Here is a 25,421-nt window from a genome sequence, read left to right as displayed (position 1 = left end):
TTTCCGTCAAGGTTTCGGCGTCAGATCACCCGCCAGATCCATTCCATGATCTTCGCGAGCACGTCGCCGAACATCAGGAGCACGGCGGACCAGATCAGGGCCGAGACGAAATTGGCGGCCTGGAAGCTCCAATAAGGCATCTCGAAGATGCCGGCCGCAAGCGGCACCGAGGCGCGCAAGGGCCCGAAGAAGCGGCCGATGAAGATGCTGGGGATGCCCCAGCTGCGCACGAAAGCCTCGCCCCTGGGCAGGAGCTCCGGATAGCGCGAGAGCGGCCACATCTGGGCGACCTTCTCCTTGTAGCGGTAGCCGAACCAGTACGAGACCCAGTCGCCGAGCGCCGCGCCGAGGCCGCCGGCGATCCAGACCGGGTAGAAGCTGATGCCGCTCGCCCCGATCAGCGCACCGATCGCGACCAGCGCGCCCCAGGCCGGGACCAGCAGCGAGATGAAGGCGAGCGATTCCCCGAAGGCGAGCAGGAACACGATCGGAGCCGCCCAGGCCTGGTGAACGCGCACGAAATCGGCCAGGGCGTGCGCAAATTGCTCCATCTAAAAAAAGCCTTCCCGCCCCGTCTCAAGGTGCTGCTCGATGAAAAAGACTGGTAAGCCAAGGGCTTGTGTGACATCAAGTCACAAAACTCGCTCGGCGCCGACGGTCCGGTCAAATTGCCGGGAATTGCAGGGCCTGCGGCGTAAAATCGCCGGGATTGGCTCCCAACCAAACCGCCCGGCCCGCCCCGCGGTAACCTTTCCAAGTCAGAAGTGGCATAGTCGGCCTAACCGATTCGCCGCTTATGCGGCCCTCAAAGCGTATCAAGATATATGTCCAAACAGTTGAAACCCAAAGCAAAAGACGATTTTTTCGGCGGCGATGAGCCAAAGCCGCGCACGCCTGCGAAGGCGGCTTCGCGCGGAACCGGCGGCGAAGCCGACTACACCGCAGCCGACATCGAGGTGCTCGAAGGCCTGGAACCGGTGCGGCGCCGACCCGGCATGTATATCGGCGGCACCGATGAGAAGGCGCTGCATCATCTGTTCGCCGAGGTCATCGACAACTCGATGGACGAGGCGCTGGCGGGACATGCGACCTTCATCGGCGTCGAACTCTCCGCGGACGGCTTCCTGACCGTCACCGACAACGGCCGCGGCATCCCGATCGACCCGCATCCAAAATTTCCGAAGAAATCGGCGCTCGAAGTCATCATGTGCACGCTGCATTCGGGCGGCAAGTTCGACAGCAAGGTCTATGAGACCTCCGGCGGCTTGCACGGCGTCGGCATTTCCGTGGTGAACGCCCTCTCCTCGCTGCTCGAGGTCGAGGTCGCGCGCAGCCAGAAGCTCTACCGCATGACCTTCGAGCGCGGACACCCCAAGGGCAAGCTCGAGGATCTCGGCAAGATCAACAACCGCCGCGGCACGCGCGTCCGCTTCAAGCCCGATACCGACATCTTCGGCGCCAAGGCTGCGTTCAAGCCGCAGCGCCTGTTCAAGATGACGCGCTCGAAGGCGTATCTGTTCGGCGGCGTCGAGATCCGCTGGAATTGCGCGCCCGAACTGCTCAAAGGCGTCGAGGACGTACCGGCCGAAGCGACATTCCACTTCCCCGGCGGCCTCAAGGATTATCTGGCGGCAGCAATTCACGCCGACACGCTGGTCCACCCGGATATCTTCTCCGGCAAGTCGGGCCGCAACGGCGCGCATGGCGCCTGCGAATGGGCGGTGGCCTGGACCGCGGATGCCGACGGCTTCCTCTCTTCCTACACCAACACCGTCCCGACACCCGATGGCGGCACGCACGAATCCGGCCTGCGCAGCGCGCTGCTGCGCGGCCTGAAGGATCACGCCGAGCGCGTCGGTCAGGGCAAGCGCGCCTCGTCCATTACGTCGGAAGACGTGATGGTCGGTGCCGCCGTCATGCTTTCCGTGTTCGTGCGCGAGCCCGAATTCCAGGGCCAGACCAAGGATCGTCTCGCCACCGCGGAAGCGCAGCGCATCGTCGAACAGGCGATGAAGGATCCGTTCGATCACTGGCTGTCGGGCAATCCGAACATGGCCAACAGGCTGCTCGATTTCGTGATCGACCGCGCCGAGGAGCGGCTGCGCCGCCGCCAGGAAAAGGAGACGGCGCGCAAGACCGCCGGCAAGAAGCTGCGGCTGCCCGGCAAGCTCGCCGACTGCACCGATGCCGGCACCGAAGGCTCCGAGCTCTTCATCGTCGAAGGCGACTCGGCCGGCGGCAGCGCCAAGCAGGCGCGTGACCGCAAGACTCAGGCCGTGCTGCCGCTGCGCGGCAAGATCCTCAACGTCGCCTCCGCCGGCAAGGACAAGCTGACGGCCAATGCCCAGCTCTCCGACCTCGTGCAGGCGATCGGCTGCGGCCAGCTCCTGCAATACCGAGAAGAGGATCTGCGCTATCAGCGCATCATCATCATGACCGACGCCGACGTCGACGGCGCGCACATCGCTTCGCTGCTGATCACATTCTTCTACCGGCAGATGCCGCGGCTGATCGACGAGGGTCACCTCTTCCTGGCCGTGCCGCCGCTCTACAAGCTCACGCACGGCACCAAGTCGGTTTACGCGCGCGACGACAAGCACAAGGAAGAGTTGATCAAAAGCGCGTTCAACGCCAACGCCAAGGTCGAGGTGAACCGCTTCAAAGGCCTCGGCGAGATGATGCCGGCGCAGCTCAAGGAGACCACCATGGATCCGAGGAAGCGCACGCTGCTCAAGGTGGTGCTGCTCGCCGACGATCGCGACACCACGGCGGATTCGGTGGAACGGCTGATGGGCACCAAGGCCGAGGCGCGCTTCGCCTTCATCTCGGACAAGGCCGAGTTCGCCAGCGAAGAGCTGCTGGACGTTTGAGCCCTCGGCCCTGTAGCGCTCCGTCAAGAGCCCCGGCGAAGAGCCGGGGCTCTTTTGCTTTGCGGGGGCGATGACGTCGCTGCGGTCCGTATGGCCTTGAGCGATTCCTGGAATCGTCGTTGCGACTCGGCCAACGACTCACGGCGCTCAGGCGGAGGCACGACTGCCTCCATTTCGGACAAGGCCGGATTTGCTAACGAAACCTTACCCAAGGTTGAATTCCAAAAATCTCGGTAAGGCTTTGAATTTATGTAACTATTACAGATCTTGACAGCCGCGGCGGAAATACCCGCGTATCGGCGTTTTCCGGCAACTGTGCCTGCCCGGCAACAGCATTCCGGCAGGAAACGTCTATAGTCCGAGCATCAGATGACACGAACTTCAGTGCGCTCGCGCTGCTACACAGACCAAGGTTGGGGATTTTAACATGAAGAAGGTTTTGCTCGCTCTGACCGCGGTTGCCGCGATGACCGGTTCGGCCTCGGCGGCCGATCTCGGTGCCCGTCCCTACGTGAAGGCCCCGATGCCGGCGCCCGTCGCCAACTGGACCGGCTTCTACGTGTTCGGCGGCGGCGGCGGCGGCCTCTCCAATGCCGACCAGCACGTCCAGACCACCGTTGGTGCGGTTCCGCTGACGATCGACCAGCGTCAGGGCGGCTCCGGTTGGTTCGGCACCGTCGGCGCCGGTTACGACTGGCAGTTCAGCGGCACCTGGGTCGCCGGTGTGTTCGCTGACGGCCAGTTCGGCAGCATCCGCGCCACCATCCAGGATCCGATCGTCGGCATCACCGGTAACCAGAAGCTGGAAACCTCCTGGGCCGCGGGCGTGCGCCTCGGCTGGCTGGTCGCCCCGAACGTTCTCTCCTACGTCAACGGTGGTTACTCGGGCGCCCACTTCGGCCAGACCAACTTCACGACGCTGGGCGGCACTCCCGCCGGCATCCACCTCAACAGCTACAACCGCAACGGCTGGTTCGTCGGCGGCGGTGTCGAGAACAGCCTGAACATCTTCGGCGTCTCTTCGCCCGGCTGGTTCATGAAGACCGAGTATCGTTCGGCCTTTTACAACGCCAAGACCTCGAACGAGCTCTTCGACGGTACCAACGCGCTGGTCGGCCGCGACATCCGCGCCAACAGCTGGAACCAGACGATCTCGACCTCGCTGGTCTACCGCTTCAACTGGACCGGTCCGGTCGTCGCCAAGTACTGATCCGACCAAGTACTGATCCGAACGCAAGTTCAGACGTCAAAGCCCCGGCATCGCCGGGGCTTTTTCGTTATGGTCAGTCGGCGACCAAGCTCGACTTCAGCGTCGTACGCAGCGGCGAGCTGAGCTTCGATCACTCACATAACGTTGGTGACCGCCTGCCCCCCCGCATCGCGACATGCGCTGGGCTTCGCCGCGTTGGCTTCTGCCGGCGGCGCCATTGTATCCGGACCAAAGCTACGGCTACTGTGGGCCCAAGCTCTCCTGACCGTGGCGATTGATGCCGCGGGTCGCGACGGAAGCGGACCGACGGGGAGGAATGCATGCGCAGATTTCTGCTTGTAGCAGGCCTGTTTGCCCTCGCCGTCGGGCTGCTCTGGATCGGACAGGGCACGGGTACGGTGCCCTGGCCGCGATCGAGCTTCATGGTCAACCAGCTGCATTGGGCCGGCTATGGCGCCGCCGTGGCCGGCTTCGGGCTGGTGCTGATCTGGCAGAGCAACCAATAAAAGAAACCAGGGAATACAAGCATGACATCCAGCCGGTTCGAGCTCCGCGGCAAGGTCGCGGTCGTAACAGGAGGCAATGGCGGCATCGGGCTCGGCATGGCGCGCGGCCTTGCCGATGCCGGCGCCGACATCGCCGTGGTCGGACGCAACGAGGCCAAGTCCAAAGCAGCCGTCGAAGATCTCAGGCAGCGCGGCGTCAAGGCGATCGCGATTGCGACCGATGTCACCGATAGGGCCGCCATCGAAGCCATGATCGCGCGCGTGGTGAAGGATCTCGGCCGCATCGACATCCTCGTCAACAATGCCGGAATGAGCATCCGCAAGCCGCCGCACGAGCTCGAGCTCGACGAGTGGAACAAGGTGATCGACACCAACCTCACCAGCGCCTTCCTGTGCTCGAAGCTTGCTTATCCGGCCTTGAAGGCGTCAGGCAACGGCAAGGTGATCAACATCGGCTCGATGATGTCGATCTTCGGTGCGAGCTTCGCCACCGCCTATGCGGCGAGCAAGGGCGGCATCGTGCAGTACACGCGTGCCTGCGCCAATGCCTGGGCGCCCGACAACATCCAGGTCAATGCGATCCTGCCGGGCTGGATCGACACCGACCTCACCCGCGGCGCGCGGCAGCAGGTGTCAGGATTGCACGAGCGGGTGCTGGCGCGCACGCCTGCGGGGCGCTGGGGCGACATCGACGATTTCGCCGGCATCGCCGTGTTCCTGGCATCGTCCGCGTCGAACTTCGTCACGGGCACCGCGATCCCCGTCGATGGCGGTTTCTCGGTGATGGCCTGAGGCCGGGCCTGTCGGCCATTCAACAACGCAAAAAAGAAGCCCCGGACAAATCCGGGGCTTTAATTTAGGCAGTGCTTTTTTGATCGTTGGTCGCGTTGCGTCGTCGACGTGCTCAGTAACGGGCAATGACAGGTGCGTCGAACTTGTAGCTCGCGCGCACGACGGCCCACTGGATGTCGCGCGGCTTGGCATCGAAGGTGTAATTCCCCGACGTGCCGCCGAGCTGATAGGTCTGGCTGCCGAAGGCAGCGTAATTGTATTCGAGGCCGACGATCCAGTTGCGGGTGACGCCATATTCCCAGCCGGCGCCGACGGTCCAGCCGTTGGCCCAGTGGGTCTGTCCGCCCGAGCCCGACACACCGACGGTGTCGCTGACCGACAGACGGTTGTTCGCGCCGGCATAGCCGCCCTTGACGTAGAAGAGGTTGTTCTGCACGGCGAAGCCGGCGCGGCCGACCACGGTCGCGAGCACGTTGGTGCGCCAGGAGAACACGTCGTCGCCCGCACCGAACGCGGTGTTCGTGAACGAGCCCTTGTTGTCGAGGCCGGAGATCGTGCCTTCCATGCCGAACACGTAGTTGTTGGCTTGCCAGTTGTAGCCGATCTGGGCGCCGCCCATGATTCCTGCGCTGCGCTGACGATAGCCCTCGCCCGGGACGAGATCGCCGAACGGCGCACCGGTCCCGTTGTTGATGAACTGCTGGTTGGTCCATGCACCGCCGATGTGACCGCCGACATAGAAGCCGGTCCAGTTGAACAGCGGCTCCGCATAGGCGGGCGCCTTGGTGTAGCGCGCACCGAGATCGGCGGCGGAGGCCGCGCCCGCCGAAACCAGAGCGGTCGTGCAGGCGAAGGCGGCAATCAATTTGTTACGCATGGTACAACCCCGTGTCCTTTGATGGACGCACGGTCACAGACGGGTGTTACTAAAATTCGAATCAACAGAGTTAACGCGGCGCATGGGCACGCGCTGGTCCGCAGATCCGTCGGCGCTGTTGCTCGCCCGCAACGCCGCACGCGCGATTTAACGCGACATTATCCCTACCGAATTCCGCGCTACGATGCCGCTCTCGAATGTACGTGCTCGGGCCGCACGCCGAGCGCAAGCAGGCGCGCCGGAATGCCCTGCAGCCACGGCAGCGCGGTGATGAGGCGCACGATCAGCGGCACTTTGAGCGGCCGATCGCGCTCCTGCAAGGCACCGCTGATGATCTTGTTCTGCACGATCACCTGCATGCGCTGGGTCATCTTCACCGGGAACTCGCGGCGACGGCGCACGGCATCGAGATCGTTTTCGGACGGGCAGCCGTGCTGCATCTTGTCCGCCAGCAGATTGGCGGTCGCGACTGCGTCCTGCACGGCGAGATTGACGCCGACGCCGCCGACCGGAGACATCGCATGCGCGGCATCGCCGATGCAAAGCAGACCCGGCCGCGTCCAGCGCGTCAGGCGGTTGATCGCGACGGTCAGCAGCTTGACGTCGTCAAAGCTCTTCACGTCGGCGATGCCCGACCTGAGGATCGGGGCCATGCGCACGACGTCGTCGAGCAGTGCCTGCAGTCCCCTCGCCTTCACCGCTTCGTGCTGTCCCTTGGCGATGACATAGGCGCACTGCCAATAGTCGCCGCGATCGAACGTGATCATCATCTTGCCGGGCTCGACGCGCGCGAACACGCTTTCCGTCTCGTCGGCCTTGCGGCCGGCGCGGATCCACAGCACGTCCATCGGCGCGCCGATCTCCTCGACGCCAAGGCCGGCGCGCTCGCGCACCGTCGAATGCCGGCCGTCGCAGGCGATGGTGAGATCGGCTTCGATGTCGACGACGCCGTCAGGCGTTTTCGCCCGCACCCCCGCGATCTTCTCGCCGCGGCGGATCAGATCGACCGCCTCCGTGCTCATCATCACCTCGAGTGAGGCAAAGCGCCGGCCGGCCTCGCGCAGGAAATTCAAAAAATCCCATTGCGGCATGAAGGCGATGAAGGGGTATTTGGTGTGGAGCCGGCGGAGATCGGCGATGCGCACCGGCGTACCGCCGAACAGGCCGTCCATCTTCTGCAGGCGTTGATGCGGCAGCTTCAGGAAGCCGTCGATCAGGCCGAGTTCGTCCATGACCTCGAGCGTCGAGGGATGTACGGTGTCGCCGCGGAAATCGCGGAAGAAATCCGCATGCTTCTCCAGCACCACGACCTCGATGCCGGCCCGCCCCAGAAGATAGCCGAGCATCATGCCGGCCGGCCCGCCGCCGACGATGCAGCAACGGACTCTTTTCGTCCGGTTCGGTTGTTGGTCGGAGGTCATTGCAGCCGCTATCCACGATGCGAGTATCGATCAAGATATGCCGGACGATTGTAACGCCGGTTCAGGTCGATCGCAGCCTCAATCTGGACGGGTCTCGGCTAGGACGGCTGGCAGCTTCGGATCACCCCGGCCCTCGCGGCCCCCGAATAAACCGCGGGCCCCGTTGTTGTGGGGAATACGACCCAAACGGCATCAGCGGGAACGTTCAACGTGGCATGGTTGCTTGCAGGCGTGGCAGCCTGGCTGGCCATCAACATCGCGCTCGTCTATCTGCGCACGCGGCGAAGCGGCAATGCGGAAGAGAGCGAGCCGAAGGTCTAGCTTTGCCTGCGGCGACGGCCGCGCGCGGCTCAGCCTTTCTCGTCAGAGCAGCCGGTCGCCACTTGCGAGGCAACGAGAAAGGCCCGCGCTGCGCGGGCCTTTCATGCAGCAGAGCCAGATTATTTCTGATCTTCATTGCTGGTCCCGGAGCCCGGAGTGCCGATCGGCAATCCGTTCGGCGCGTGACCAACACCAGCGTTCCGCTCGGCTTGCGCCGCTGTCGGCGACGTGCCGTTCGCAGTCGGCGACTGAACGTTCGGATTGTTCTGACCTCTGTTGGTGTTGACGTTGGCCCCGGTGGTGGTGCTATGCGTCCCCATTCCTGAAGGAGCCGACGGCCCTGAATTGGCGCTGCTGGATGACGTGCCTACTCCAGCACCCGAGCTGGCCGCGGATCCCGCGCCGGCGCCGCCGGTCCCCGTACCGGCAGCGGCACCCGCGCTGGCGCCGCCCGCACCACCGCTGCCCGCACCACCGCCGCCTCCCCCGCCTCCCTGGGCAAAAGCGGACGTCGAAAGTGCAGCGCATGCGAAAGCTACGAGGATGGACTTGCGGATCATGGATCGTCTCCCTGGTTTGGTGGACAATCCAGGTGACCAAGGAGTTGTTCCTTCGCCTGCGGGGAACAGGCGCCCGCTACCTCAAGGCTTCGACTTCCGTTCCCATGGGCGCTTGCCGTCGGCGTCGCGGTCCCAGGGACGCGTCATCGGAGCTCCCTTTTCATCCTCGGCGGCCTTCGCACGGTCCGCCTGGACGCGTTCCCGGTCGGTCAGTGGCGGCGTGGGGATGGGAGTAGTTTGCGCCAGAACCGGAAGCGTCGTGAGGAGCGCGACGAGGATGAATTTTGTCATCCCCGGCTCTAACATTTCCACCGTTGACTTGTCCGATTTAAGTTAGTCCATCCCGCCACGCCCGCCCGATCGACACGCCCTCAATTATTGCTGCGGTTCGCGCTGCGGAAACTCTTGATCTCCGAGACGCTGCCGTCGCGATAGGTCAGCTCTACGGAGACGGATTGTGTGCTCGGTGCGAGCTTCATGTAGAGCGGCATGCCCGCAGTGATCGCACTGGGGTCGCGCATGTCGCAAGCAGGCATCTTCAGCACCTGGTTGGGCACGGCAGTGTCGATGCCGATGCGCACCTCGCGGATGGCGCAGCGATAGGACACGAGGTGCGTGTAGTAGACCAGCAGCCCGTTGAACTCGCGGAACGACAGCCAGCTCGTCGATGTCATGTCGAGGATCTTGCGCTGGTCGCGGATCAGCGCGGCCTCGGGATCGAACCGGATCGGGAACGGCCCCTGCATGTCGCCGGACTGATCGACATAGCGGACCTCGATGGTGCCGGCCGCAGCATCCGGCGGCAATTCGATCGACGGGTTCGGCATCCGCTTGCGCGTGCGCGGATCGAGCGTGTCGATGAATCCGGTCTCGCGGAAATCGCCCTTGCCGGCCATGCGCCAGGAAATGCCGAGCGTCGGGTCGGCGAACGAGAACACCACGCTCCAGCCGCCATTGTGCCGCGAGAAGCTCGCGATCGGCGCGTTGAGGGTCTCCTCCTTCGGCAGTTGCGGCACCGACACCGGCGGTAGCGCCGCGAGCTTCTGCGGTGGCGGATCAGCCGGCCGCGCGACGGCATCCTTCGCCATGCCGCTGAGGAAGACGTCGTCGACCATCTGGTCGAAATAGACCGGCACCTGCCTGTGCTTGACGGTATCGGCCATCTCGCTGACGGCACGGCGGGTGCGCTGCGCCACCTGCACGAGGTTCTCGCCGGGCTGAAGCAGCTCCTTGGCGAAAGTGCGCGTGAACACCGAATTGGGATTGGCGTCGTCGTTGGAGAGGCGATCGAGCGCGGTCTGGCGGGGACCAGCCGAAAACACCGAGAACACACCTTCGGGCAGCTGCACCATCGGAGCAAGCCCGCCGCCACCGGCCACCGCGCGGGTACCCTTGCGCTCGAACGGGTTGTTGCGGCAAGCGTCGAACACCAGGATCGAGGTCCGCGCCTTCTTGTTCTGGAGGCGCTCGACGATGCGGTCGGCCAGGATCGAGGCGTCACGCACCAGCTCTTCCTGCCCTTCGGTCGCCGCCGGCACGTCCGTCGGCAGCAAGTAGTTCTGGCCTGCGATCTCGAAGCCGTGGCCGGCGTAGAAGAAGAACGCCGTGTCACCTGGCTCGATCGCCTTGTCGAAGGCGAGCAGGGTCTCGGAGAATTGCTGCCGGCTCTGGTTCTCGGCGATCATCACCGAGAAGCCGAGCTGCTTCAGCGTGTCGCCCATGGTGCGGGCGTCGTTGACCGCCTTGAGCAGCTTCGGGACGTTCCTGTAGTCGTTGTTGCCGACGACGAGCGCGACACGCTTCTCGGCATGGGCGGGAGCTGCGAAGCCGCTCAGGCCCGCCGCCAGGCCAAGGGCCGCCAGAATTCTGAAAAGCCGACGCGTCATCGCAAGATTCCCGTTGCAGAACGGCGCCAAGCCGCTTCCCTCGAACAGCAGTTCATTGGACCCCCTGCCGCTGTGTGATAGTCGGCCCAGACGTTACCGTGGTTCAAGGAACCTGGGCCGCGGTTCCATGATCTGGCTATGGCAGATTCCCGTGGAATCTGCTCTTTCTAGGGCAATTGCGCTGCAAGCGAGGGCTGCCGTGTATCGCTGGTGTACCGACGAGGTCGAGCCGCACGATCGCTTCGACTATTGGCGCGAGGTGCGCTCCAAGGGATTGTTCGGTGTCACTGCCGAACTCGCGCGCGAACGGCGCGCGGACTTCTTCGGCGAGTTCTCGCTGCGCCAGCTTGGCGGCGCCGGCCTCGTCGAGCTGAAGGCCTCGCAATATGCGGTCGAGCGCAGCACCTCCGACATCGCCTACGCACCCGGCGACAGCATCTGCGTCTACCAGCAGCTCGGGAGCGGCGGCTGGTTCGGCGGCATGCGCGGCAACGACTTCGCGATCGCCCCCGGCAGTTTCGCCACCAGCCATACCGACCTGCCCTACCGCACGGCGCCGCTCGGCGCCGGGGGCTTTCACCTGCGGATCCTGAAGATTCCGGTCAGCACCATCCCGGCGCAGGACAAGCGCATGCGCGAGCTTGCGCCCCGGACGTTCGGCGACCCCACCCTGGCGCCCCTGCTCGGGGCCTGCTTTGCCGAGCTCGGCGAAGCCTCAACGGATCAGGGCGACAGCGATGCGACCTCTCTCGTCCAGGCTTTGGCCCATCTGGCGCTGATCGAGCGCGGCATCGTCAGGCCCGGCAGCCGGCGCGGACAGGCCGCGCTGCGGACCGCCCGCCTCTCGCGGGCCCGGCGCCTGATCGCGGGCCACCTGCAAAACCCGGATCTGGCACCGACGATGGTGGCCGACGAGCTCGGCGTGTCCGTGCGCCACCTGCACATGCTGTTCGAGACCGCGGCGAAGAGCTTCTCACAGACCGTGACGGACGAACGCCTGAAACAGAGCCGCCGCCTGATGCGTGAGGCACCCGAGCGGCTGATCGCCGACATCGCGACCTCCTGCGGCTTCGAGAGCCTGGCAACCTACTACCGGGTCTTCAATGCCGCTTATGGCATGGCCCCGGGTGACTTCCGGGCGCAGGGCTCGGATAGGCGTTAGCCGCCGTTTTGGCGGCTCAGGCCGGAGCGCGGGGTTGGGCGGAAAAACCCCAGTCGCACCCGCTATTTGGTAAAAACCTCAGGTTTTTTAGGACCTTCCCGCGCCCGCTCCATTGACTTTGGCCGATTCCCGCCTATGTTCCGGGGCGACGCGGCTCAGATCGAAGACCGATTCCTGAGCCTGGCGCTTTGTTCGCGTGAGTCAGCACCCCCAGCTTCTTTGAGAGCGCGCCGTTTCGGGGTGGAACGCGACAGCCTTATTACCCTCGATTCCGAACGGCGGTTTCGACCAGAGGCTCAATGTCCTTTTCAGATCTCGGACTGTCCGAAAAAGTCCTCGCCGCAGTGGCGGCCACCGGTTACACCACCCCCACCCCCATTCAGGAACAGGCGATCCCCCACGTCCTCGCACGCAAGGACGTGCTCGGCATCGCCCAGACCGGCACCGGCAAGACCGCGGCCTTCGTGCTGCCGATGCTCACCATCCTCGAGAAGGGCCGGGCCCGGGCGCGCATGCCGCGCACGCTGATCCTCGAGCCGACCCGCGAGCTCGCGGCCCAGGTCAAGGAAAACTTCGACCGCTACGGCGCCGGCCAGAAACTCAACGTCGCGCTTCTGATCGGCGGCGTTTCCTTCGGCGACCAGGATGCCAAGCTGACGCGCGGCGTCGACGTGCTGATCGCCACCCCCGGCCGTCTGCTCGACCACACCGAGCGCGGCGGTCTGCTCCTCACGGGGGTCGAGCTGCTCGTCATCGACGAGGCCGATCGCATGCTGGACATGGGCTTCATCCCCGACATCGAACGCGTCTGCAAGCTCGTCCCGTTCACGCGACAGACCCTGTTCTTTACCGCGACCATGCCGCCGGAAATCCGGCGCATCACCGAAGCCTTCCTGCACAATCCGCAGAAGGTCGAAGTGTCCAAGCCTGCCACCACTGCCGTGACCGTCACGCAATCCCAGGTGCCAGCCGGGCGCGAGGCGCACGAGAAGCGCGAGCTGCTTCGCCGCCTGCTGCGCGAAGCCAAGGATCTCAAGAACGCGATCATCTTCTGCAATCGCAAGCGCGAAGTCGCCATCGTTCACAAATCGCTCCAGAAGCATGGTTTCAGCGTCGGCGCACTGCACGGCGACATGGACCAGCCGGCCCGCATGGCGGCGCTCGAACAGTTCCGCAAGGGAGAGCTACCGCTCCTCGTCGCCTCGGATGTCGCCGCCCGCGGCCTCGACATTCCCGAGGTCAGCCACGTCTTCAATTTCGACGTTCCCCACCATCCCGATGACTACGTCCACCGCGTCGGCCGCACCGGCCGCGCCGGTCGCACCGGCACCGCGATCTCGATCGTGACGCCGCTCGACCAGAAGTCGATGGTGGCAATCGAGAAGCTGATCGGCCAGAGCATTCCGCGCGCCGAAGGCGACTTTGAAATCCACGCCGAAGCCTCCGATGGGACCGAGCGTCCGCGCGAGTCGCGTGGCCGCGAACGTTCACGCGGCGGACGCGGCAAGCCGCAGCGCGGCCGCGACCGTGAGCGCAGCCACGAGCCGCGCGAGCCCCGTGGCGAGGCAAGACATGCTTCCGAGGCCAAACATTCTTCTGAAGCAAAGAGTTCTTCGGAGGCAAGACAGCCCGCCGAAGCAAGGCATCGTTCCGACGACAAGCGCAGGGCGGAGCCGCGTCACGACGCGCGCCAGCAGGCCAATAATTCGCACGTGCCGTCGATCGGCCGTCCCGAGCCTCGCCGCCAGCGCGAAGCCGACAGTGAGCCGGGCGATCACTCGCATCTGCCGGCGTTTCTGCTGCGGCCGGTCCGCTCCCCCGCCGGAGCCTGAGGCGCGAGGCGCACCAGGTTTCGGTTGAGCAAAGCCGCCGCACAATTTTTTAGATGCATTCGTGAACGTATATTTACGGGGTGTTCACGATCGTCCGTTAGCCTACGAACATAATTTAAGCATTGCTGCGGTCGACGGCGCACCGACCGCTGTGGGGTATGTTCCGTGGTCAAGGTTCTCGACGAACACGAACGCACGATGGCGTTCGCCGAGGTAGCGCTCGGGCAGATCCGATCGCTGCGGCAGACGGCAATTCCCCGCAACTATGAGATTTGGTACGTCTACGCCACCGGCTACAACGCGCCGCTCAACAAGATCGTCAATGAGACGCTGGCGCGCAGCGGCAAGCTGACTGAAGCCGATCTCGAGCAGATCTACGAGACCTATCTCTCCCACATCAAGACCACCGACCGCATCGACAAGGTCGGCGCGCGCGTCATCGGCGAGATCGACGACGTGATGAAGGTCTTGAGCGATGCACTCGGCATGACCGGCTCCTACGATGCCAGCCTGTCGGGGGCCACAGAGAAACTGGCGTCGGCCAAGAACCGTGAGCAGATCAAGGCGATCGTCGAGACGCTGCTCCGTTCGACCAGCGAGATGCGCGAAACCAACAAGACGCTGGAAGACCGGCTGACGCTGTCGAAGAACGAGATCAGCAATCTCCAGCAGAGCCTGGAGGCGATCCGCGCCGAGAGCCTGACCGATCCGCTCACGGGCCTTGGCAACCGCAAATATTTCGACCGCATGATCGACATGGCGGTGCAGAGCGCCCTCGCCTCGGGCGAGCCGCTGTCGCTGCTGCTGTTCGACATCGATCATTTCAAGTCGTTCAACGATTCCTACGGCCATCTCACCGGCGATCAGGTGCTGCGGCTCGTCGGCCTGTCGCTGAAGCAGACCATCAAGGGCCAGGACATCACCGCGCGTTATGGCGGCGAGGAATTCGCGGTCGTGCTCCCCAACACCGCACTGCGTCAGGCCCTCACGGTGGCCGACCACATCCGCCGCGCAGTGATGGCGAAGGAATTGAAGAAGAAGTCCACCGGCGAGATCCTCGGCCGCGTCACCATCTCCGTCGGAGTCTCCATGCTCAAGCAGGGCGACGACACCGACGCGCTGATCGAGCGTGCGGATGCCTGCCTCTATGCCGCCAAGCGTAACGGCCGCAACCGCGTGATCTGCGAAGCCGATCCGGAATACGCGGTCGAGACCCACAGCCGGGTGGCGTGACGCGATCGCGGCATGCCGAACGGCTGTGCTTGACATTCCAACCTGACGACCGCCATCTTCTGCGCCGCCAGACCGCGAGCGTTGAGGACTTGTCGTCGTGCCTAATCCCCATGATTTTCACACGCCGCAACCGTCCTACACCAGGGACGAACTGCTGAAATCGAGCGACGGCGGCTATTTCGGGCCGGGCAATGCGCAACTGCCGGCCCCGCCGATGCTGATGATGGACCGCATCACGGAAATCAGCCTGGACGGCGGCGAATTCGGCAAGGGCCATATCGTCGGCGAGCTCGATATCGTGTCGGACCACTGGTTCTTCGATTGTCACTATCGAGGTGATGCGATGATGCCGGGGAGCCTGGGCCTGGATGCGATGTGGCAGATGGTCGGCTACTGGCTCGGCTGGTCGGGGTCACCGGGCAAGGGCCGCGCCATCGGCGTCGGCGAAGTCGAGTGCACGGGCACCATCACGCCGGAGACGCGACGCGTGCGCTACGAAGTCGCCATGCGGATGGTCCGCCGCGGCAAGCTGGTGCTCGGAATTGCCGATGGCCGCGTGCTGGCAGATGGCATATCGATCTTTGTGGCGAAGGATATGCGAGTTGGTCTGACTAAGGCTACAGACTGAGATCCCATAGGGTGGGCAAAGGCGCGTAGCGCCGTGCCCACGATCTCTCGCGATGACATCCTGATCGTGGGCACGCTCCGCTTTGCCCACCCTACCGCACCTTCCTTTTGGCTGCCTTCTTGGCCAACCGCTTCTTCGGCGCGGCTTTTTTTGCCGCCGCCTTTTTCTTCGGCCGCGTCTTCACCTTGGCGCGCTGGGCGGCGGCGAGTGCCGCCCTCGCCCATTGGGCGAGCTCGGCGGAATCGTCGAACAGGCGCGCCGGCAGCTCCCAATAGGAGTTGACCACCACGGTCCTGGCGCGGGTCGAGTACTGAAACGGCTTTGAGCCTTCGGCTTCAAAGTCCGGGATCGTCACCTCGTCGGCGCGCAAGAACAGGCCGGCACGCAGTGACAGCGCGAAGTTGATGCCGTCGGCGGAGATGCCGTAGCCGGAGAACATTTTCCGGATGGTGACGGGCCCGAAATCGGCAAACAGGTCGGTCAGGAATTCGCGGTCCATGGGCCCCCTCGTGCCCCGGACGCAGCGCAGCGTGTAACGATGCGCTGCTGAGCCGGGGCCCAGTCTTTTGCGCTGGTGACTATAGCGTGGGTCCCGGCTCTGCGCAGCAGCGCGAGGAGCGCTGCGGCACGTCCGGGACACGAGAGTCTTGGGAAGGCGTTATCCGTCGATCTTGGCCGGCCGCAACTCAACCGACTCGCCGCAGCCGCAGGCGGAAATCTGGTTCGGATTGTTGAAGACGAACTGGGCCTGCATCTTGTCGGCCTTGTAGTCCATCTCGGTGCCGAGCAGGAACAGCACGGCCTTGGGATCGACCAGGATCTTGACGCCCTTGTCCTCGACGACCTCGTCGGTCGGGCGGACGTCGTGGGCGTATTCGACCGTGTAGGACTGGCCGGCGCAGCCGCCGTTCTTCACGCCGACGCGCAGGCCGACGATCTCCGAATCGGCGCGCTGGGTCAGCTCGGTGATGCGCTGGGCAGCAGCGTCCGTCAGCCGCATCACCTGCGGGCGCGGCCGCCGCGGCTTCGGAGTGGATGCTGGTGTCGCCTGGGTCATCTTATCTATCTGGTCCGTTGCGGAGCAAATTCAATGCTGAGATTAAGCGTCACCACATGTTGAGCACGAGGCGCGCCTCGTCGCTCATGCGCTCGGGCGACCACGGCGGCTCCCAAACGACCTTGACGTCGACCACGCCGACGCCGGGGACGCTGGCAACCGCGTTCTCGACCATGGTCGGCAGCTCGCCGGCGGCCGGGCAGTTCGGCGTCGTCAGCGTCATCTGGACGTCGACGGAGCGATCGTCCTTGATTTCGACCTTGTAGATCAGGCCGAGCTCGAAGATGTCGGCCGGGATTTCCGGGTCGAACACGGTCTTCAGCCCGGCGATGATCTCCGTGGTCAGCCGCTCGGTCTCCTCCGGCGGCAGCGCCGAATGGGTCTCCATCGGACTAGCTTTGATTTCGGCCGTGTCACTCATGCGAACAAATCCCGCGCCTTCAAAAGCGCCTGTGCCAGATGATCGACTTCTTCCCGCGTATTATACATGCCGAACGAGGCTCGGCAGGTGGCTGTTACGTTGAACCGCTCTAAAAGCGGCATCACGCAATGGGTGCCGGCGCGCACCGCGATGCCCTGGCGGTCGATCACGGTGGCGACATCGTGGGCATGCGCGCCCTTCAGCTCGAAGGAGATCACCGGGCCCTTGCCCCGTGCCGTGCCGATCAGCCGCAGCGAATTGATCTCGCGGAGCCGATCCTGGGCATAGGTGGTGAGATCGTGCTCGTGCGCGGCGATGCGCTCCTTGCCGATCGAATTGACGTAGTCGATGGCAGCGCCAAGGCCGACGGCCTCGACGATCGCGGGCGTGCCCGCCTCGAATTTGTGCGGGGGGTCGCCATAGGTCACGACATCGCGCGAGACCTCGCGGATCATCTCGCCGCCGCCGTTGAAGGGGCGCATCGCGACGAGGTGGTCGTACTTGGCCCAGAGGATACCGATGCCGGTCGGCCCGTAAACCTTGTGGCCGGTGAAGACGTAGAAATCGCAGCCGATGTCCTGGACGTCGACGGGCAGATGCACCGCGCCCTGGCTGCCATCGACCAGCACGGGAATGCCGCGCGCGTGGGCGATTCTGACGACCTCCTTGACCGGCACGATGGTGCCGAGCGCGTTCGACATCTGCGTGATCGCGACCAGCTTGGTCTTGGCCGTCAGCAGCTTCTCGAACTCGTCGATGAGGAAATTGCCCTCGTCGTCCACGGGCGCCCATTTGATCACGGCACCCTGGCGCTCCCTCAGGAAGTGCCACGGCACGATGTTGGAGTGGTGCTCCATGATCGAGATGACGATCTCGTCGCCTTCCCCGATGTTCGGCCCGCCCCAGGACGAGGCAACCAGATTGATCGCTTCGGTCGCGTTGCGGGTGAAGATCACTTCTTCCGTACGGGGCGCGTTAATGAACTGCGCCACCTTGGTGCGACCGCCCTCATAGGCTTCGGTCGCGGCATTGGCGAGGTAATGCAGGCCGCGATGCACGTTGGCGTATTCGCTAGTGTAGGCCTGCGTCATGCGATCGAGCACGGCGCTCGGCTTCTGCGCAGAGGCGGCGTTGTCCAGATAGACCAGCTTCTTGCCGTAGACCTGCATGGCGAGCGCCGGAAAATCCTGGCGCACGCGCGCGACGTCATAGGCACCGTTCCTGACTGCGGGATGCGTGCTCATGACCGCCGCTCCAGCCAGCGCTCGGCGATGCCGATCACGTGCTCGCGCAAACCGTCATCGGCGATCTGCTCGATCGCCTCGCCCACGAAAGCCTGGATCAGCAGCGCCTGGGCCTGCTTCTCCGGCAGGCCGCGGGCCTTCAGATAGAACAACAGGCTGTCGTCGAGCGCGCCGGCGGTGGCGCCGTGGCCGCAGGAGACGTCGTCGGCAAAAATCTCGAGCTCGGGCTTGTTGTCGGCCTCGGCCTCATCCGAGAGCAGCAGCGCGCGCGTCATCATCTTGCCGTCGGTCTTCTGCGCATCGGGACGGACGATGATGCGGCCCTGGAACACCGAATGGGCGCGATCGTCGATCACGGCGCGGAAAACTTCGCGGCTGACGCAGTTCGGCACGGCGTGGTCGACCACCAGCGTGGTGTCGCCGTGCTCGGTCTTCTGCAACAGGTTGACGCCGTTGGCCGAGAGCTCGCTGCCCTCGCCCGCCAGCGTGATGAAGCCCTGGAGGCGGCTGACCGCGGCGCCGGTCGTCATGTTGAAGAAGTTGAGCTTCACGTTGGCGCCGACGGTGACGAAGTGCGACGAGACATTCAGCGCGTCAGGCGCATCATCCATCAGGCGGATATGGGCCACGTCGGAATCGTCGCCGACCGTCACCAACACAGCGTCATGGACCTGGTAAGTCTTGGCGCCAGCCGCGACAAAACTCTCGATGATGGTGGCGCGCACGCCCTTCCCGACCGCGACCTGCGAACGGGTGAAGGCCGACGCCGACGCGGCCGTCGCAATGTGGATGATCTGGACCGGCGCGGACAGCTGCGCGCCGTCGGCAATCGACAGCACCACGCCATCGGTCGCCATCGCCGCGTTCAGCGCGATCACGGCATCGGTGGACGCGGTCTTCAGCAGACCGGCATCCTTCTCCAGCGTTTCCCGCAACGTGCTGAAGCCCGCCTCGGCTGCCAGCGCCTTCACGTCGGAGAGATCGGCCGCGAACACGCCGTCGACCAGCACCAGCTTGCGGGCGCCCGCGATCGCATGCACCTTCACAGCGTCCGCGGCGCGCTTCAGCGCGGCCGCGTCGGGCGCGGCCGCAAGCGGCAGCACCTCGCCGACCAGCGCGCGCAGGTCGGTGTATTTCCATTCCTCGATCCGGCGGTGCGGAAGGCCGAGACGCTCATAGGTCTCGAACGCCTCGCGTCGCACGGCGGTGACCGCGGTCGAACCCGGCAGCCGGCCCTCGGCGCTGGTGAAGAGATCGCTCACCGCGCGGCCCTTTCCGGTCTTTGCCACAGCAACGTTCATCGCAAAATTCCTTACGCGGCGTCCTCGAACTGGGCATATCCGGAGGCTTCCAGCTCCAGCGCCAATTCCTTGCCGCCGCTCTTCACGACACGGCCCTTCGACATCACGTGCACGACGTCGGGCACGATGTAGTTCAGCAGCCGCTGATAATGGGTGATGACGACCATCGCGCGCCCCGGCGAACGCAGCGCGTTGACGCCGTCGGCAGCAATGCGCAGCGCGTCGATGTCGAGGCCGGAATCCATCTCGTCGAGGATGCACAGGCTCGGCTCGAACAGCGCCATCTGCAGCACCTCGTTGCGCTTCTTCTCGCCGCCGGAGAAGCCGACATTGACGCCGCGCTTGAGCATGTCCTGCGGGATGTTCAGCGACTTCGAGACCTCACGAACCTTCTTCAGGAAGTCCGGCGTCGAATATTCGCTCTCGCCGCGTGCCTTGCGCTGGGCGTTCAGCGCGGTGCGCAGGAAGTTCATGGTGGCGACGCCGGGGATCTCGACCGGATACTGGAACGCCAGGAACACGCCCTTGGCGGCGCGCTCGTCAGGCGACATCTCCAGGAGATCCTCGCCCCTGAACAGGATCTGGCCGTCGGTGACCTCGTAACCGGGCTTGCCGGCGATCACGTGGGAGAGCGTCGATTTGCCGGAACCGTTCGGCCCCATGATCGCGTGCACCTCGCCCTCGTTCACGGTCAGCGTCAGCCCGTGGAGGATCTCACGCTCCTCGACACGAACCTTGAGGTCTTTCACTTCAAGCAAAGCCATTTTGGTGTCCAGTCTATTCAAATGATGCATGGAGCGCTTAAGCGCACCGCGAGGGTCGGTATTAACCGACCGACCCTTCAAGCGAGATCGAGATCAGCTTCTGCGCTTCCACCGCGAATTCCATCGGCAGCTGCTGCAGCACGTCCTTGACGAAGCCGTTGACGACGAGGCCGACCGCCTCCTCCTGCGAAAGGCCGCGCTGGATGCAGTAGAACAGCACGTCCTCGGAGATTTTCGAGGTCGTCGCTTCGTGCTCGAACGTCGCCGAGGAGTTCTTGGCCTCGATGTACGGCACGGTGTGCGCGCCGCATTTATCGCCGATCAACAAGGAGTCACAGGCGGTGAAGTTGCGCGCGCCGGTCGCTTTCCGGTGCGCGGTGACGAGGCCGCGATAGGTGTTCTGCGACTTTCCGGCGGCGATGCCCTTGGAGATGATGCGGCTCGACGTGTTCTTGCCGAGATGGATCATCTTGGTGCCCGAATCGACCTGCTGGAAGCCGTTCGAGATCGCGATCGAGTAGAACTCGCCGCTCGAATTGTCGCCGCGGAGAATGCAACTCGGATACTTCCAGGTGATCGCCGAACCCGTTTCGACCTGGGTCCAAGAGATCTTCGAACGGTCGCCGCGGCAGTCACCACGCTTGGTGACGAAATTGTAGATGCCGCCCTTGCCTTCCGAATTGCCGGGGTACCAGTTCTGCACCGTCGAATATTTGATCTCGGCATCGTCATGCGCGACGAGCTCGACCACGGCGGCGTGCAGCTGATTCTCGTCGCGCTGCGGCGCGGTGCAGCCTTCGAGATAGGAGACGTAGGAGCCCTTGTCGGCGATGATCAGCGTGCGCTCGAACTGGCCGGTGTTGCGCTCGTTGATGCGGAAATAGGTCGACAGCTCCATCGGGCAACGCACACCCGGCGGCACGTAGACGAACGAGCCGTCAGAGAACACCGCCGAGTTCAGCGTCGCGTAGAAATTGTCCGAGGTCGGAACCACCGAGCCCAGATATTTCTGCACCAGCTCGGGATGCTCGCGGATCGCCTCCGAGATCGGCATGAAGATCACGCCGGCCTTCTTCAGCTCCGCCTTGAACGTGGTCGCAACCGAGACCGAATCGAAGACAGCATCGACCGCGATCTTGCGGCGGGCGGGATCTTCCTCGCCGGGCTTGGGTTCCACGCCCTCGAGCATGGCAACTTCCCGCAAGGGGATGCCGAGCTTCTCGTAGGTCTTCAGGATCTCCGGATCGATCTCGTCCAGTGAGGTGACCGTCTTCTTCGGCTTCGGTGCCGCGTAGTAGTAGAGGTCCTGGAAATCGATCTTGGGATAATCGACGCGCGCCCAGGTCGGCTCGGTCATGGTCAGCCAGCGCCGATAGGCCTCAAGCCGCCACTGGAGCATCCAGGCGGGTTCGTTCTTCTTTTGCGAGATGAATTTTACGATCTCTTCCGACAGCCCCTTGGGGGCCTTCTCGGAGTCGATCAGGGTCTCAAACCCATAACGATACTGGTCGACGTCGATGCGCTTCACGCGCTCGACCGTCTCTTGTACGGCTGGCATTCCATCCTCCGCTCGCGGTTTCAAGGACCGCGGTGGATCAAACTCGAACGATTATTACGGTGTCTATTACGATGTTTTTTGGCGGAAAGCACGAGCTTAGAACCGTTCAAGCCGTGTTTCATCGCTTAGCTCTTAAGTAGGGTATTACCGAGCTTTCGCCAAGCCTCTAACGCCCTATTGATGTCATCCGGTTCCGTGGACCAGCCCAGACTGAGACGCACCGCTCCCTGGGCCACGGCGGGATCGTATCCCATGGCGGACAGCACATGGGACGGCTGGACCTTGCCCGAGGAACAGGCCGAACCCGAGGAGACTGCGATGCCTTCGAGGTCAAAGCCGATCACGGCGGTCTCAGCCTTGAGGCCGGGCGCGGTGAAAAGGACGGTATTAGGCAACCTCTTGACCTCATCCGAGAAGATCGTTGCGCCGGCGATTCCCCGGATGCCATTTTCCAAGCGATTTCTGAGGGTTGCCACCTGCTCCGCATCTTCCGAAAGAGTCTGAAGCGCGGCTTTCACCGCTGCGCCAAAGCCGGCAATCCCCGCAACATTCTCGGTTCCGGCGCGCCGGTTCAACTCCTGGCCGCCTCCCCGCAACAACGGCTCCAATCCCGTCAGTCCCTCCGCCACGACCAGGGCGCCGACGCCCTTGGGGCCGCCGACCTTATGTGCGGAAAAAGTCGCAAGATCCGCGCCCATAGCGTTGATCTCGAATGGGATTTTGCCAAGCGCCTGGATTGCATCGACGTGCAGGAAACCGCCGGCCTCATGGACGATCCGGGCGACCTCCGCGACCGGCTGGAGCGCGCCGGTTTCGTTGTTCGCCGCCATGACGGAAACCAGTGCCGGAGCGCCGTCGCGGAGCAGGCTCCTGAGATGGTCGAGGTCAACCACACCGGAACGCGTCACCGGGATCAGGCCGATCTTGTCCGCCGCGAACCGGCCACCGGCCAGCACCGAAGCGTGCTCCACGGCCGAGACCAGCAGCCGCTCGACCGGGCCGCCGGATGACCGCCGCAGGCCAGGCGACAGCGCCAGCGCGTTGGCTTCCGTGCCAGCGGAGGTGAAGACGACGTTCCGCGGCAGCGCCCCTACCGCCACCGCCAGCGTGGCGCGGGCCTCTTCGATCAGCCGTCGCGCCTCCCGCCCCTCGGCATGGACCGATGACGGGTTGCCGACCAGATCCCAGGCGGCGAGCATTGCGCGTCGCGCTTCCGCACGCAGCGGCGTGGTCGCATTCCAGTCGAGATAAACGCGGTTCCGCATGTAGTATTATCTTACCTTGTCTGGGAAACCTAACCCGTTGGGCCCATCCAGCCCGACATGGCGCCCCGACACGCGCTTGGCAACGGGCGATTCCATGCCCGCGGCAGCTGATGACGCGACCATGACACGCTAACATCTTGAGCCCATTGAGTGATGTTCAAGATGCTTGCTTTTTGACCCTCAGCCTATGTTAGAACCCGCACCGTCAAGTCACCGCACGCCTTCAGCGCATCACCGCAAGGCGCGCCTTCTCACCCTTCATTCGCGCTTCCGTCGGTACCTGCCGATGAGGCCACAATCGGTTGATTGCCGAGGATCGTCTCTCCAGCACATCAATCAAGAGATCATCGATGCCTGAAGTTATTTTCACTGGCCCTGCCGGCCGTCTCGAAGGCCGCTATCACCCGGCCAAGCAGAAGAACGCGCCGATCGCGATGATCCTGCATCCGCATCCGCAGTTTCACGGCACGATGAATCATCAGATCGTGTACCAGTGCTACTATGCGTTCGCGCATCGCGGCTTCTCGGTGCTGCGCTTCAATTTCCGCGGCGTCGGCCGCAGCCAGGGCTCGTTCGACCATGGTACCGGCGAATTGTCGGATGCCGCCGCAGCCCTCGACTGGGCGCAGACCATCAATCCCGAAGCGCGCGCCTGCTGGGTCGCCGGCTTCTCCTTCGGCGCCTGGATCGGCATGCAGCTCCTGATGCGCCGCCCCGAGGTCGAGGGCTTCATCTCGATCGCGCCGCCGGCCAATCTCTACGACTTCTCGTTCCTTGCGCCCTGCCCGTCCTCGGGCCTGATCGTGCATGGCGAGAAGGACGCGGTGGTGCCGCCGAAGGACGTCAACACCCTGGTCGAGAAGCTGAAGACGCAGAAGGGCATCGTGATCGACCAGCAGGTCATCCCCGGCGCCAACCATTTCTTCGACGCCAAGCTCGAGCCGCTGATGGAGACCATCACGGCCTATCTGGACATGCGCCTCGCCAACGTGCGCTAAGCGAGCTTTAGCGCGGCGATCCCCATCAAGACGAGCGCGATGCCCGCAAGCTTCATCGCGCTCAACGTCTCGCCGAACAACACGACGCCCATCACGAAAGTGCCGGCAGCCCCAATGCCGGTCCACACCGAATAGGCGACGCCGACCTCGAGCACCTTCAAGGCCCGCCCGAGCAGGACAACGAAGGCCGCGAGCAGCACCACCGAAACGACGCTCCAGCCTAAGCGCGTGTAGCCCTCCGCATATTTCATCGAGATCGCCCAGCCGACGTCGAGCGCGCCGGCGATCACCAGCATCAGCCAGGCCAGGGATTGCGACATCGGCATCGTCTCAGGCGGCGAGCTTGAGCAGATGCGCGTCGTGCCGCACCAGGAAGGCGCGCAGCAATTGAGAATAGTCCGCGCCGACCGCGGTTCGTACGCTCGGACGCTTCGCAAGCTGCGCGCGCCACGCCCGCATCTTCGGAAGATCGGTGAAGATGCCGTGCTCGGTCAGCTCGTCGAACAGATCGAAATAGCGAAAGATCGGCGCGAACACCGCATCGGCCAGGCTGAACGCATCGCCAGCGAAATAAGGTCCCGCGCCGAGCGCCCCTTCGACACGCGCGAATTTCGCGGCGAGCGCCTGGCGCTTGGTTTCGAAGGTCGCCGGATCCGTCGTCGTCTCCAGTCCCCAGAGATCGCCGAGGATCGCCGAGCCGAACTCCATCCAGGCGCGATGCTCGGCACGCTTCAGCGCATCCGCCGGATGCAGCTTCGCGCCGCCCTGTGTCTCCTCGATGTATTCACAGATCACGTTGCTCTCGAACAGCGCGACCTCGCCGCTATCGGTCGTCACCACCAGCACCGGCACCTTGCCGAGCGGCGAGAGCTTTAGAAACCAGTCGGGCTTGTTGGCGAGATCGATGTCGATCCGCTCGAACGGCACGCCCTTTTCCTTCAACGCGATCACGGCGCGCTGCACGTAGGGGCAAAGCTTGTGACTGATGAGTTTCAGTGACGCGGTCATGGCCAATATCCCGGCGTTTCGATGCAGCCAACATATATGCATTTGCATGTAACTGTCAAGATCAATGCAATTGCATTAATTAAGGGCCGGCCGCTCACCCTGCCCGTCATCGGCATCGGCACGCGTCGGGCAAAACACCCAAAACCCGTCAATCCCCGCCCGCAAAAATATTCCACTTTCCCGAATTTCGGATTTATGGCATACACGTGCCATCCCGGCCCTGCCAGAGGGGCGCTTCGCGATCGTCACGAGATGCGGGCCGGGTGGCGGTGGACGCGGTAGCGCCGGCGCGATGTGCGTGAGGACAGGGCGGGCGACCGTGAGTCCCGGCACAACGCGCATACGACACGGCGCGGTCACAGCGGTTTGGTCGATGCTCTGGGGCGGGCACACGCAAGCCCCGGATGTTGAGGCCAAGCCGTCCGCGGACGGAGAAGTCGTGTGGTCCCGACGCCCGGGGTTCTGGCGTCAAGGCTTGCGGTGATGCGGCGGCCCGGCCGGGCACGT

23 protein-coding genes and 1 pseudogene are annotated in these 25,421 nt (G+C 64.1%); 9 read left to right on the top strand and 15 right to left on the bottom strand.

Annotated features, from left to right (window positions below):
• Window positions 1-20: 20 nt before the first annotated feature.
• A complete protein-coding gene (locus IC66_RS0103430; protein ID WP_038946665.1) occupies window positions 21-551 on the bottom strand; it encodes a DedA family protein in 531 nt (176 codons plus the stop codon).
• Window positions 552-824: 273 nt separating this feature from the next.
• Here IC66_RS0103430 and parE point away from each other — a divergent pair, with 273 nt between their 5' ends.
• The 4 genes from parE (at window position 825) to IC66_RS0103410 (ending at window position 5,378) form a co-directional block, all read left to right on the top strand.
• On the top strand, window positions 825-2,870 hold the full coding sequence (parE, locus tag IC66_RS0103425) for a DNA topoisomerase IV subunit B (protein WP_028144809.1): 2,046 nt from the start codon (window positions 825-827) through the stop codon (window positions 2,868-2,870).
• Window positions 2,871-3,297: 427 nt separating this feature from the next.
• The gene (locus IC66_RS0103420; RefSeq protein WP_018323049.1) at window positions 3,298-4,080 is read left to right on the top strand and encodes an outer membrane protein; all 783 of its coding nucleotides are present in this window, start codon (window positions 3,298-3,300) and stop codon (window positions 4,078-4,080) included.
• Between the two features lie 320 nt (window positions 4,081-4,400).
• Window positions 4,401-4,586, top strand: a complete 186-nt coding sequence (locus IC66_RS0103415; protein ID WP_038946664.1) for a hypothetical protein — start codon at window positions 4,401-4,403, stop codon at window positions 4,584-4,586.
• A 21-nt stretch (window positions 4,587-4,607) separates the two neighbouring features.
• Window positions 4,608-5,378, top strand: coding sequence for an SDR family NAD(P)-dependent oxidoreductase (locus tag IC66_RS0103410; protein ID WP_028144811.1), 771 nt, complete (start codon window positions 4,608-4,610; stop codon window positions 5,376-5,378).
• Window positions 5,379-5,490: 112 nt separating this feature from the next.
• On the opposite strand, the gene IC66_RS0103405 is transcribed toward IC66_RS0103410, so the two are convergent.
• From IC66_RS0103405 to IC66_RS0103380, 4 genes are all read right to left on the bottom strand, one after another.
• Window positions 5,491-6,255 (bottom strand): outer membrane protein, encoded by a 765-nt coding sequence (locus IC66_RS0103405; protein ID WP_028144812.1) that lies wholly within the window; start codon window positions 6,253-6,255, stop codon window positions 5,491-5,493.
• 179 nt (window positions 6,256-6,434) lie between these two features.
• Entirely contained in the window at window positions 6,435-7,676 is a 1,242-nt protein-coding gene (locus IC66_RS0103400; RefSeq protein ID WP_038946663.1) for an FAD-dependent oxidoreductase, read from the bottom strand.
• A 962-nt stretch (window positions 7,677-8,638) separates the two neighbouring features.
• The gene (locus IC66_RS0103385; protein WP_028144814.1) at window positions 8,639-8,848 is read right to left on the bottom strand and encodes a hypothetical protein; all 210 of its coding nucleotides are present in this window, start codon (window positions 8,846-8,848) and stop codon (window positions 8,639-8,641) included.
• Window positions 8,849-8,928: 80 nt separating this feature from the next.
• Entirely contained in the window at window positions 8,929-10,443 is a 1,515-nt protein-coding gene (locus IC66_RS0103380; RefSeq protein ID WP_038946661.1) for a caspase family protein, read from the bottom strand.
• Between the two features lie 199 nt (window positions 10,444-10,642).
• Between IC66_RS0103380 and IC66_RS0103375 the strand changes: the two genes are divergently transcribed.
• The 4 genes from IC66_RS0103375 (at window position 10,643) to fabA (ending at window position 15,298) form a co-directional block, all read left to right on the top strand.
• Window positions 10,643-11,605 carry a helix-turn-helix domain-containing protein gene (locus IC66_RS0103375; protein WP_028144816.1) on the top strand — a complete coding sequence of 321 codons (963 nt, stop codon included), beginning with the start codon at window positions 10,643-10,645 and terminating at the stop codon, window positions 11,603-11,605.
• A gap of 299 nt (window positions 11,606-11,904) precedes the next feature.
• Window positions 11,905-13,437: a DEAD/DEAH box helicase gene (locus tag IC66_RS0103370; RefSeq protein ID WP_038946660.1), complete on the top strand. Its 1,533-nt coding sequence runs from the start codon at window positions 11,905-11,907 to the stop codon at window positions 13,435-13,437.
• 165 nt (window positions 13,438-13,602) lie between these two features.
• Complete coding sequence (locus IC66_RS0103365; protein WP_028144818.1) at window positions 13,603-14,670, top strand: GGDEF domain-containing protein; 1,068 nt, start codon at window positions 13,603-13,605, stop codon at window positions 14,668-14,670.
• Between the two features lie 97 nt (window positions 14,671-14,767).
• Window positions 14,768-15,298 (top strand): bifunctional 3-hydroxydecanoyl-ACP dehydratase/trans-2-decenoyl-ACP isomerase, encoded by a 531-nt coding sequence (fabA, locus tag IC66_RS0103360; protein WP_038946657.1) that lies wholly within the window; start codon window positions 14,768-14,770, stop codon window positions 15,296-15,298.
• Between the two features lie 69 nt (window positions 15,299-15,367).
• Here the strand turns inward: fabA and IC66_RS0103355 are convergent.
• From IC66_RS0103355 to IC66_RS0103320, 8 genes and pseudogenes are all read right to left on the bottom strand, one after another.
• Window positions 15,368-15,797: pseudogene (locus IC66_RS0103355) on the bottom strand (TfoX/Sxy family protein); the annotation flags it as partial.
• A gap of 159 nt (window positions 15,798-15,956) precedes the next feature.
• Complete coding sequence (locus tag IC66_RS0103350) at window positions 15,957-16,355, bottom strand: HesB/IscA family protein (RefSeq protein ID WP_018323036.1); 399 nt, start codon at window positions 16,353-16,355, stop codon at window positions 15,957-15,959.
• A 49-nt stretch (window positions 16,356-16,404) separates the two neighbouring features.
• Window positions 16,405-16,776 (bottom strand): SUF system Fe-S cluster assembly protein, encoded by a 372-nt coding sequence (locus IC66_RS0103345; RefSeq protein WP_038946655.1) that lies wholly within the window; start codon window positions 16,774-16,776, stop codon window positions 16,405-16,407.
• On the bottom strand, window positions 16,773-18,020 hold the full coding sequence (locus tag IC66_RS0103340; RefSeq protein WP_038946653.1) for a cysteine desulfurase: 1,248 nt from the start codon (window positions 18,018-18,020) through the stop codon (window positions 16,773-16,775). Before IC66_RS0103340 ends, IC66_RS0103345 begins: the two co-directional genes overlap by 4 nt.
• On the bottom strand, window positions 18,017-19,321 hold the full coding sequence (gene sufD, locus IC66_RS0103335) for a Fe-S cluster assembly protein SufD (protein WP_038946652.1): 1,305 nt from the start codon (window positions 19,319-19,321) through the stop codon (window positions 18,017-18,019). The genes IC66_RS0103340 and sufD overlap by 4 nt, the downstream gene beginning before the upstream one ends.
• Before the next feature lie 11 nt (window positions 19,322-19,332).
• A complete protein-coding gene (sufC, locus tag IC66_RS0103330; RefSeq protein WP_038946651.1) occupies window positions 19,333-20,085 on the bottom strand; it encodes a Fe-S cluster assembly ATPase SufC in 753 nt (250 codons plus the stop codon).
• Window positions 20,086-20,146: 61 nt separating this feature from the next.
• On the bottom strand, window positions 20,147-21,643 hold the full coding sequence (gene sufB / locus IC66_RS0103325) for a Fe-S cluster assembly protein SufB (protein ID WP_028144823.1): 1,497 nt from the start codon (window positions 21,641-21,643) through the stop codon (window positions 20,147-20,149).
• A gap of 125 nt (window positions 21,644-21,768) precedes the next feature.
• Window positions 21,769-22,908 carry a cysteine desulfurase family protein gene (locus IC66_RS0103320; protein ID WP_038946650.1) on the bottom strand — a complete coding sequence of 380 codons (1,140 nt, stop codon included), beginning with the start codon at window positions 22,906-22,908 and terminating at the stop codon, window positions 21,769-21,771.
• 350 nt (window positions 22,909-23,258) lie between these two features.
• Between IC66_RS0103320 and IC66_RS0103315 the strand changes: the two genes are divergently transcribed.
• Window positions 23,259-23,906, top strand: coding sequence for an alpha/beta hydrolase (locus tag IC66_RS0103315; RefSeq protein WP_014495555.1), 648 nt, complete (start codon window positions 23,259-23,261; stop codon window positions 23,904-23,906).
• On the opposite strand, the gene IC66_RS0103310 is transcribed toward IC66_RS0103315, so the two are convergent.
• Both IC66_RS0103310 and IC66_RS0103305 read right to left on the bottom strand, forming a co-directional pair.
• Window positions 23,903-24,226, bottom strand: coding sequence for a DMT family transporter (locus tag IC66_RS0103310; RefSeq protein WP_028144825.1), 324 nt, complete (start codon window positions 24,224-24,226; stop codon window positions 23,903-23,905). The two genes, IC66_RS0103315 and IC66_RS0103310, sit on opposite strands and share 4 nt — an antisense overlap.
• A gap of 10 nt (window positions 24,227-24,236) precedes the next feature.
• The gene (locus tag IC66_RS0103305; RefSeq protein WP_038946649.1) at window positions 24,237-24,914 is read right to left on the bottom strand and encodes a glutathione S-transferase family protein; all 678 of its coding nucleotides are present in this window, start codon (window positions 24,912-24,914) and stop codon (window positions 24,237-24,239) included.
• Window positions 24,915-25,421: the final 507 nt, after the last annotated feature.

Origin of the sequence: Bradyrhizobium genomosp. III (assembly GCF_000261705.1) — a bacterium.
GTDB classification, from domain to species: Bacteria; Pseudomonadota; Alphaproteobacteria; order Rhizobiales; family Xanthobacteraceae; genus Bradyrhizobium; species Bradyrhizobium ottawaense.
The sequence above is the reverse complement of the archived record's forward strand: the minus strand, read 5'-3'. Positions and strand labels throughout refer to the sequence as shown.

Coding starts and splice junctions, on each gene's coding strand:
- sufD (WP_038946652.1), bottom strand. CDS start 19,321: ATGAACGTTGCTGTGGCAAAGACCGGAAAGGGCCGCGCGGTGAGCGAT.
- IC66_RS0103340 (WP_038946653.1), bottom strand. CDS start 18,020: ATGAGCACGCATCCCGCAGTCAGGAACGGTGCCTATGACGTCGCGCGC.
- IC66_RS0103405 (WP_028144812.1), bottom strand. CDS start 6,255: ATGCGTAACAAATTGATTGCCGCCTTCGCCTGCACGACCGCTCTGGTT.
- IC66_RS0103430 (WP_038946665.1), bottom strand. CDS start 551: ATGGAGCAATTTGCGCACGCCCTGGCCGATTTCGTGCGCGTTCACCAG.
- IC66_RS0103310 (WP_028144825.1), bottom strand. CDS start 24,226: ATGTCGCAATCCCTGGCCTGGCTGATGCTGGTGATCGCCGGCGCGCTC.
- sufB (WP_028144823.1), bottom strand. CDS start 21,643: ATGCCAGCCGTACAAGAGACGGTCGAGCGCGTGAAGCGCATCGACGTC.
- IC66_RS0103420 (WP_018323049.1), top strand. CDS start 3,298: ATGAAGAAGGTTTTGCTCGCTCTGACCGCGGTTGCCGCGATGACCGGT.
- sufC (WP_038946651.1), bottom strand. CDS start 20,085: ATGGCTTTGCTTGAAGTGAAAGACCTCAAGGTTCGTGTCGAGGAGCGT.
- IC66_RS0103400 (WP_038946663.1), bottom strand. CDS start 7,676: ATGACCTCCGACCAACAACCGAACCGGACGAAAAGAGTCCGTTGCTGC.
- IC66_RS0103305 (WP_038946649.1), bottom strand. CDS start 24,914: ATGACCGCGTCACTGAAACTCATCAGTCACAAGCTTTGCCCCTACGTG.
- IC66_RS0103345 (WP_038946655.1), bottom strand. CDS start 16,776: ATGAGTGACACGGCCGAAATCAAAGCTAGTCCGATGGAGACCCATTCG.
- IC66_RS0103410 (WP_028144811.1), top strand. CDS start 4,608: ATGACATCCAGCCGGTTCGAGCTCCGCGGCAAGGTCGCGGTCGTAACA.
- IC66_RS0103380 (WP_038946661.1), bottom strand. CDS start 10,443: ATGACGCGTCGGCTTTTCAGAATTCTGGCGGCCCTTGGCCTGGCGGCG.
- IC66_RS0103350 (WP_018323036.1), bottom strand. CDS start 16,355: ATGACCCAGGCGACACCAGCATCCACTCCGAAGCCGCGGCGGCCGCGC.
- parE (WP_028144809.1), top strand. CDS start 825: ATGTCCAAACAGTTGAAACCCAAAGCAAAAGACGATTTTTTCGGCGGC.
- IC66_RS0103370 (WP_038946660.1), top strand. CDS start 11,905: ATGTCCTTTTCAGATCTCGGACTGTCCGAAAAAGTCCTCGCCGCAGTG.
- IC66_RS0103320 (WP_038946650.1), bottom strand. CDS start 22,908: ATGCGGAACCGCGTTTATCTCGACTGGAATGCGACCACGCCGCTGCGT.
- IC66_RS0103415 (WP_038946664.1), top strand. CDS start 4,401: ATGCGCAGATTTCTGCTTGTAGCAGGCCTGTTTGCCCTCGCCGTCGGG.
- IC66_RS0103315 (WP_014495555.1), top strand. CDS start 23,259: ATGCCTGAAGTTATTTTCACTGGCCCTGCCGGCCGTCTCGAAGGCCGC.
- IC66_RS0103385 (WP_028144814.1), bottom strand. CDS start 8,848: ATGACAAAATTCATCCTCGTCGCGCTCCTCACGACGCTTCCGGTTCTG.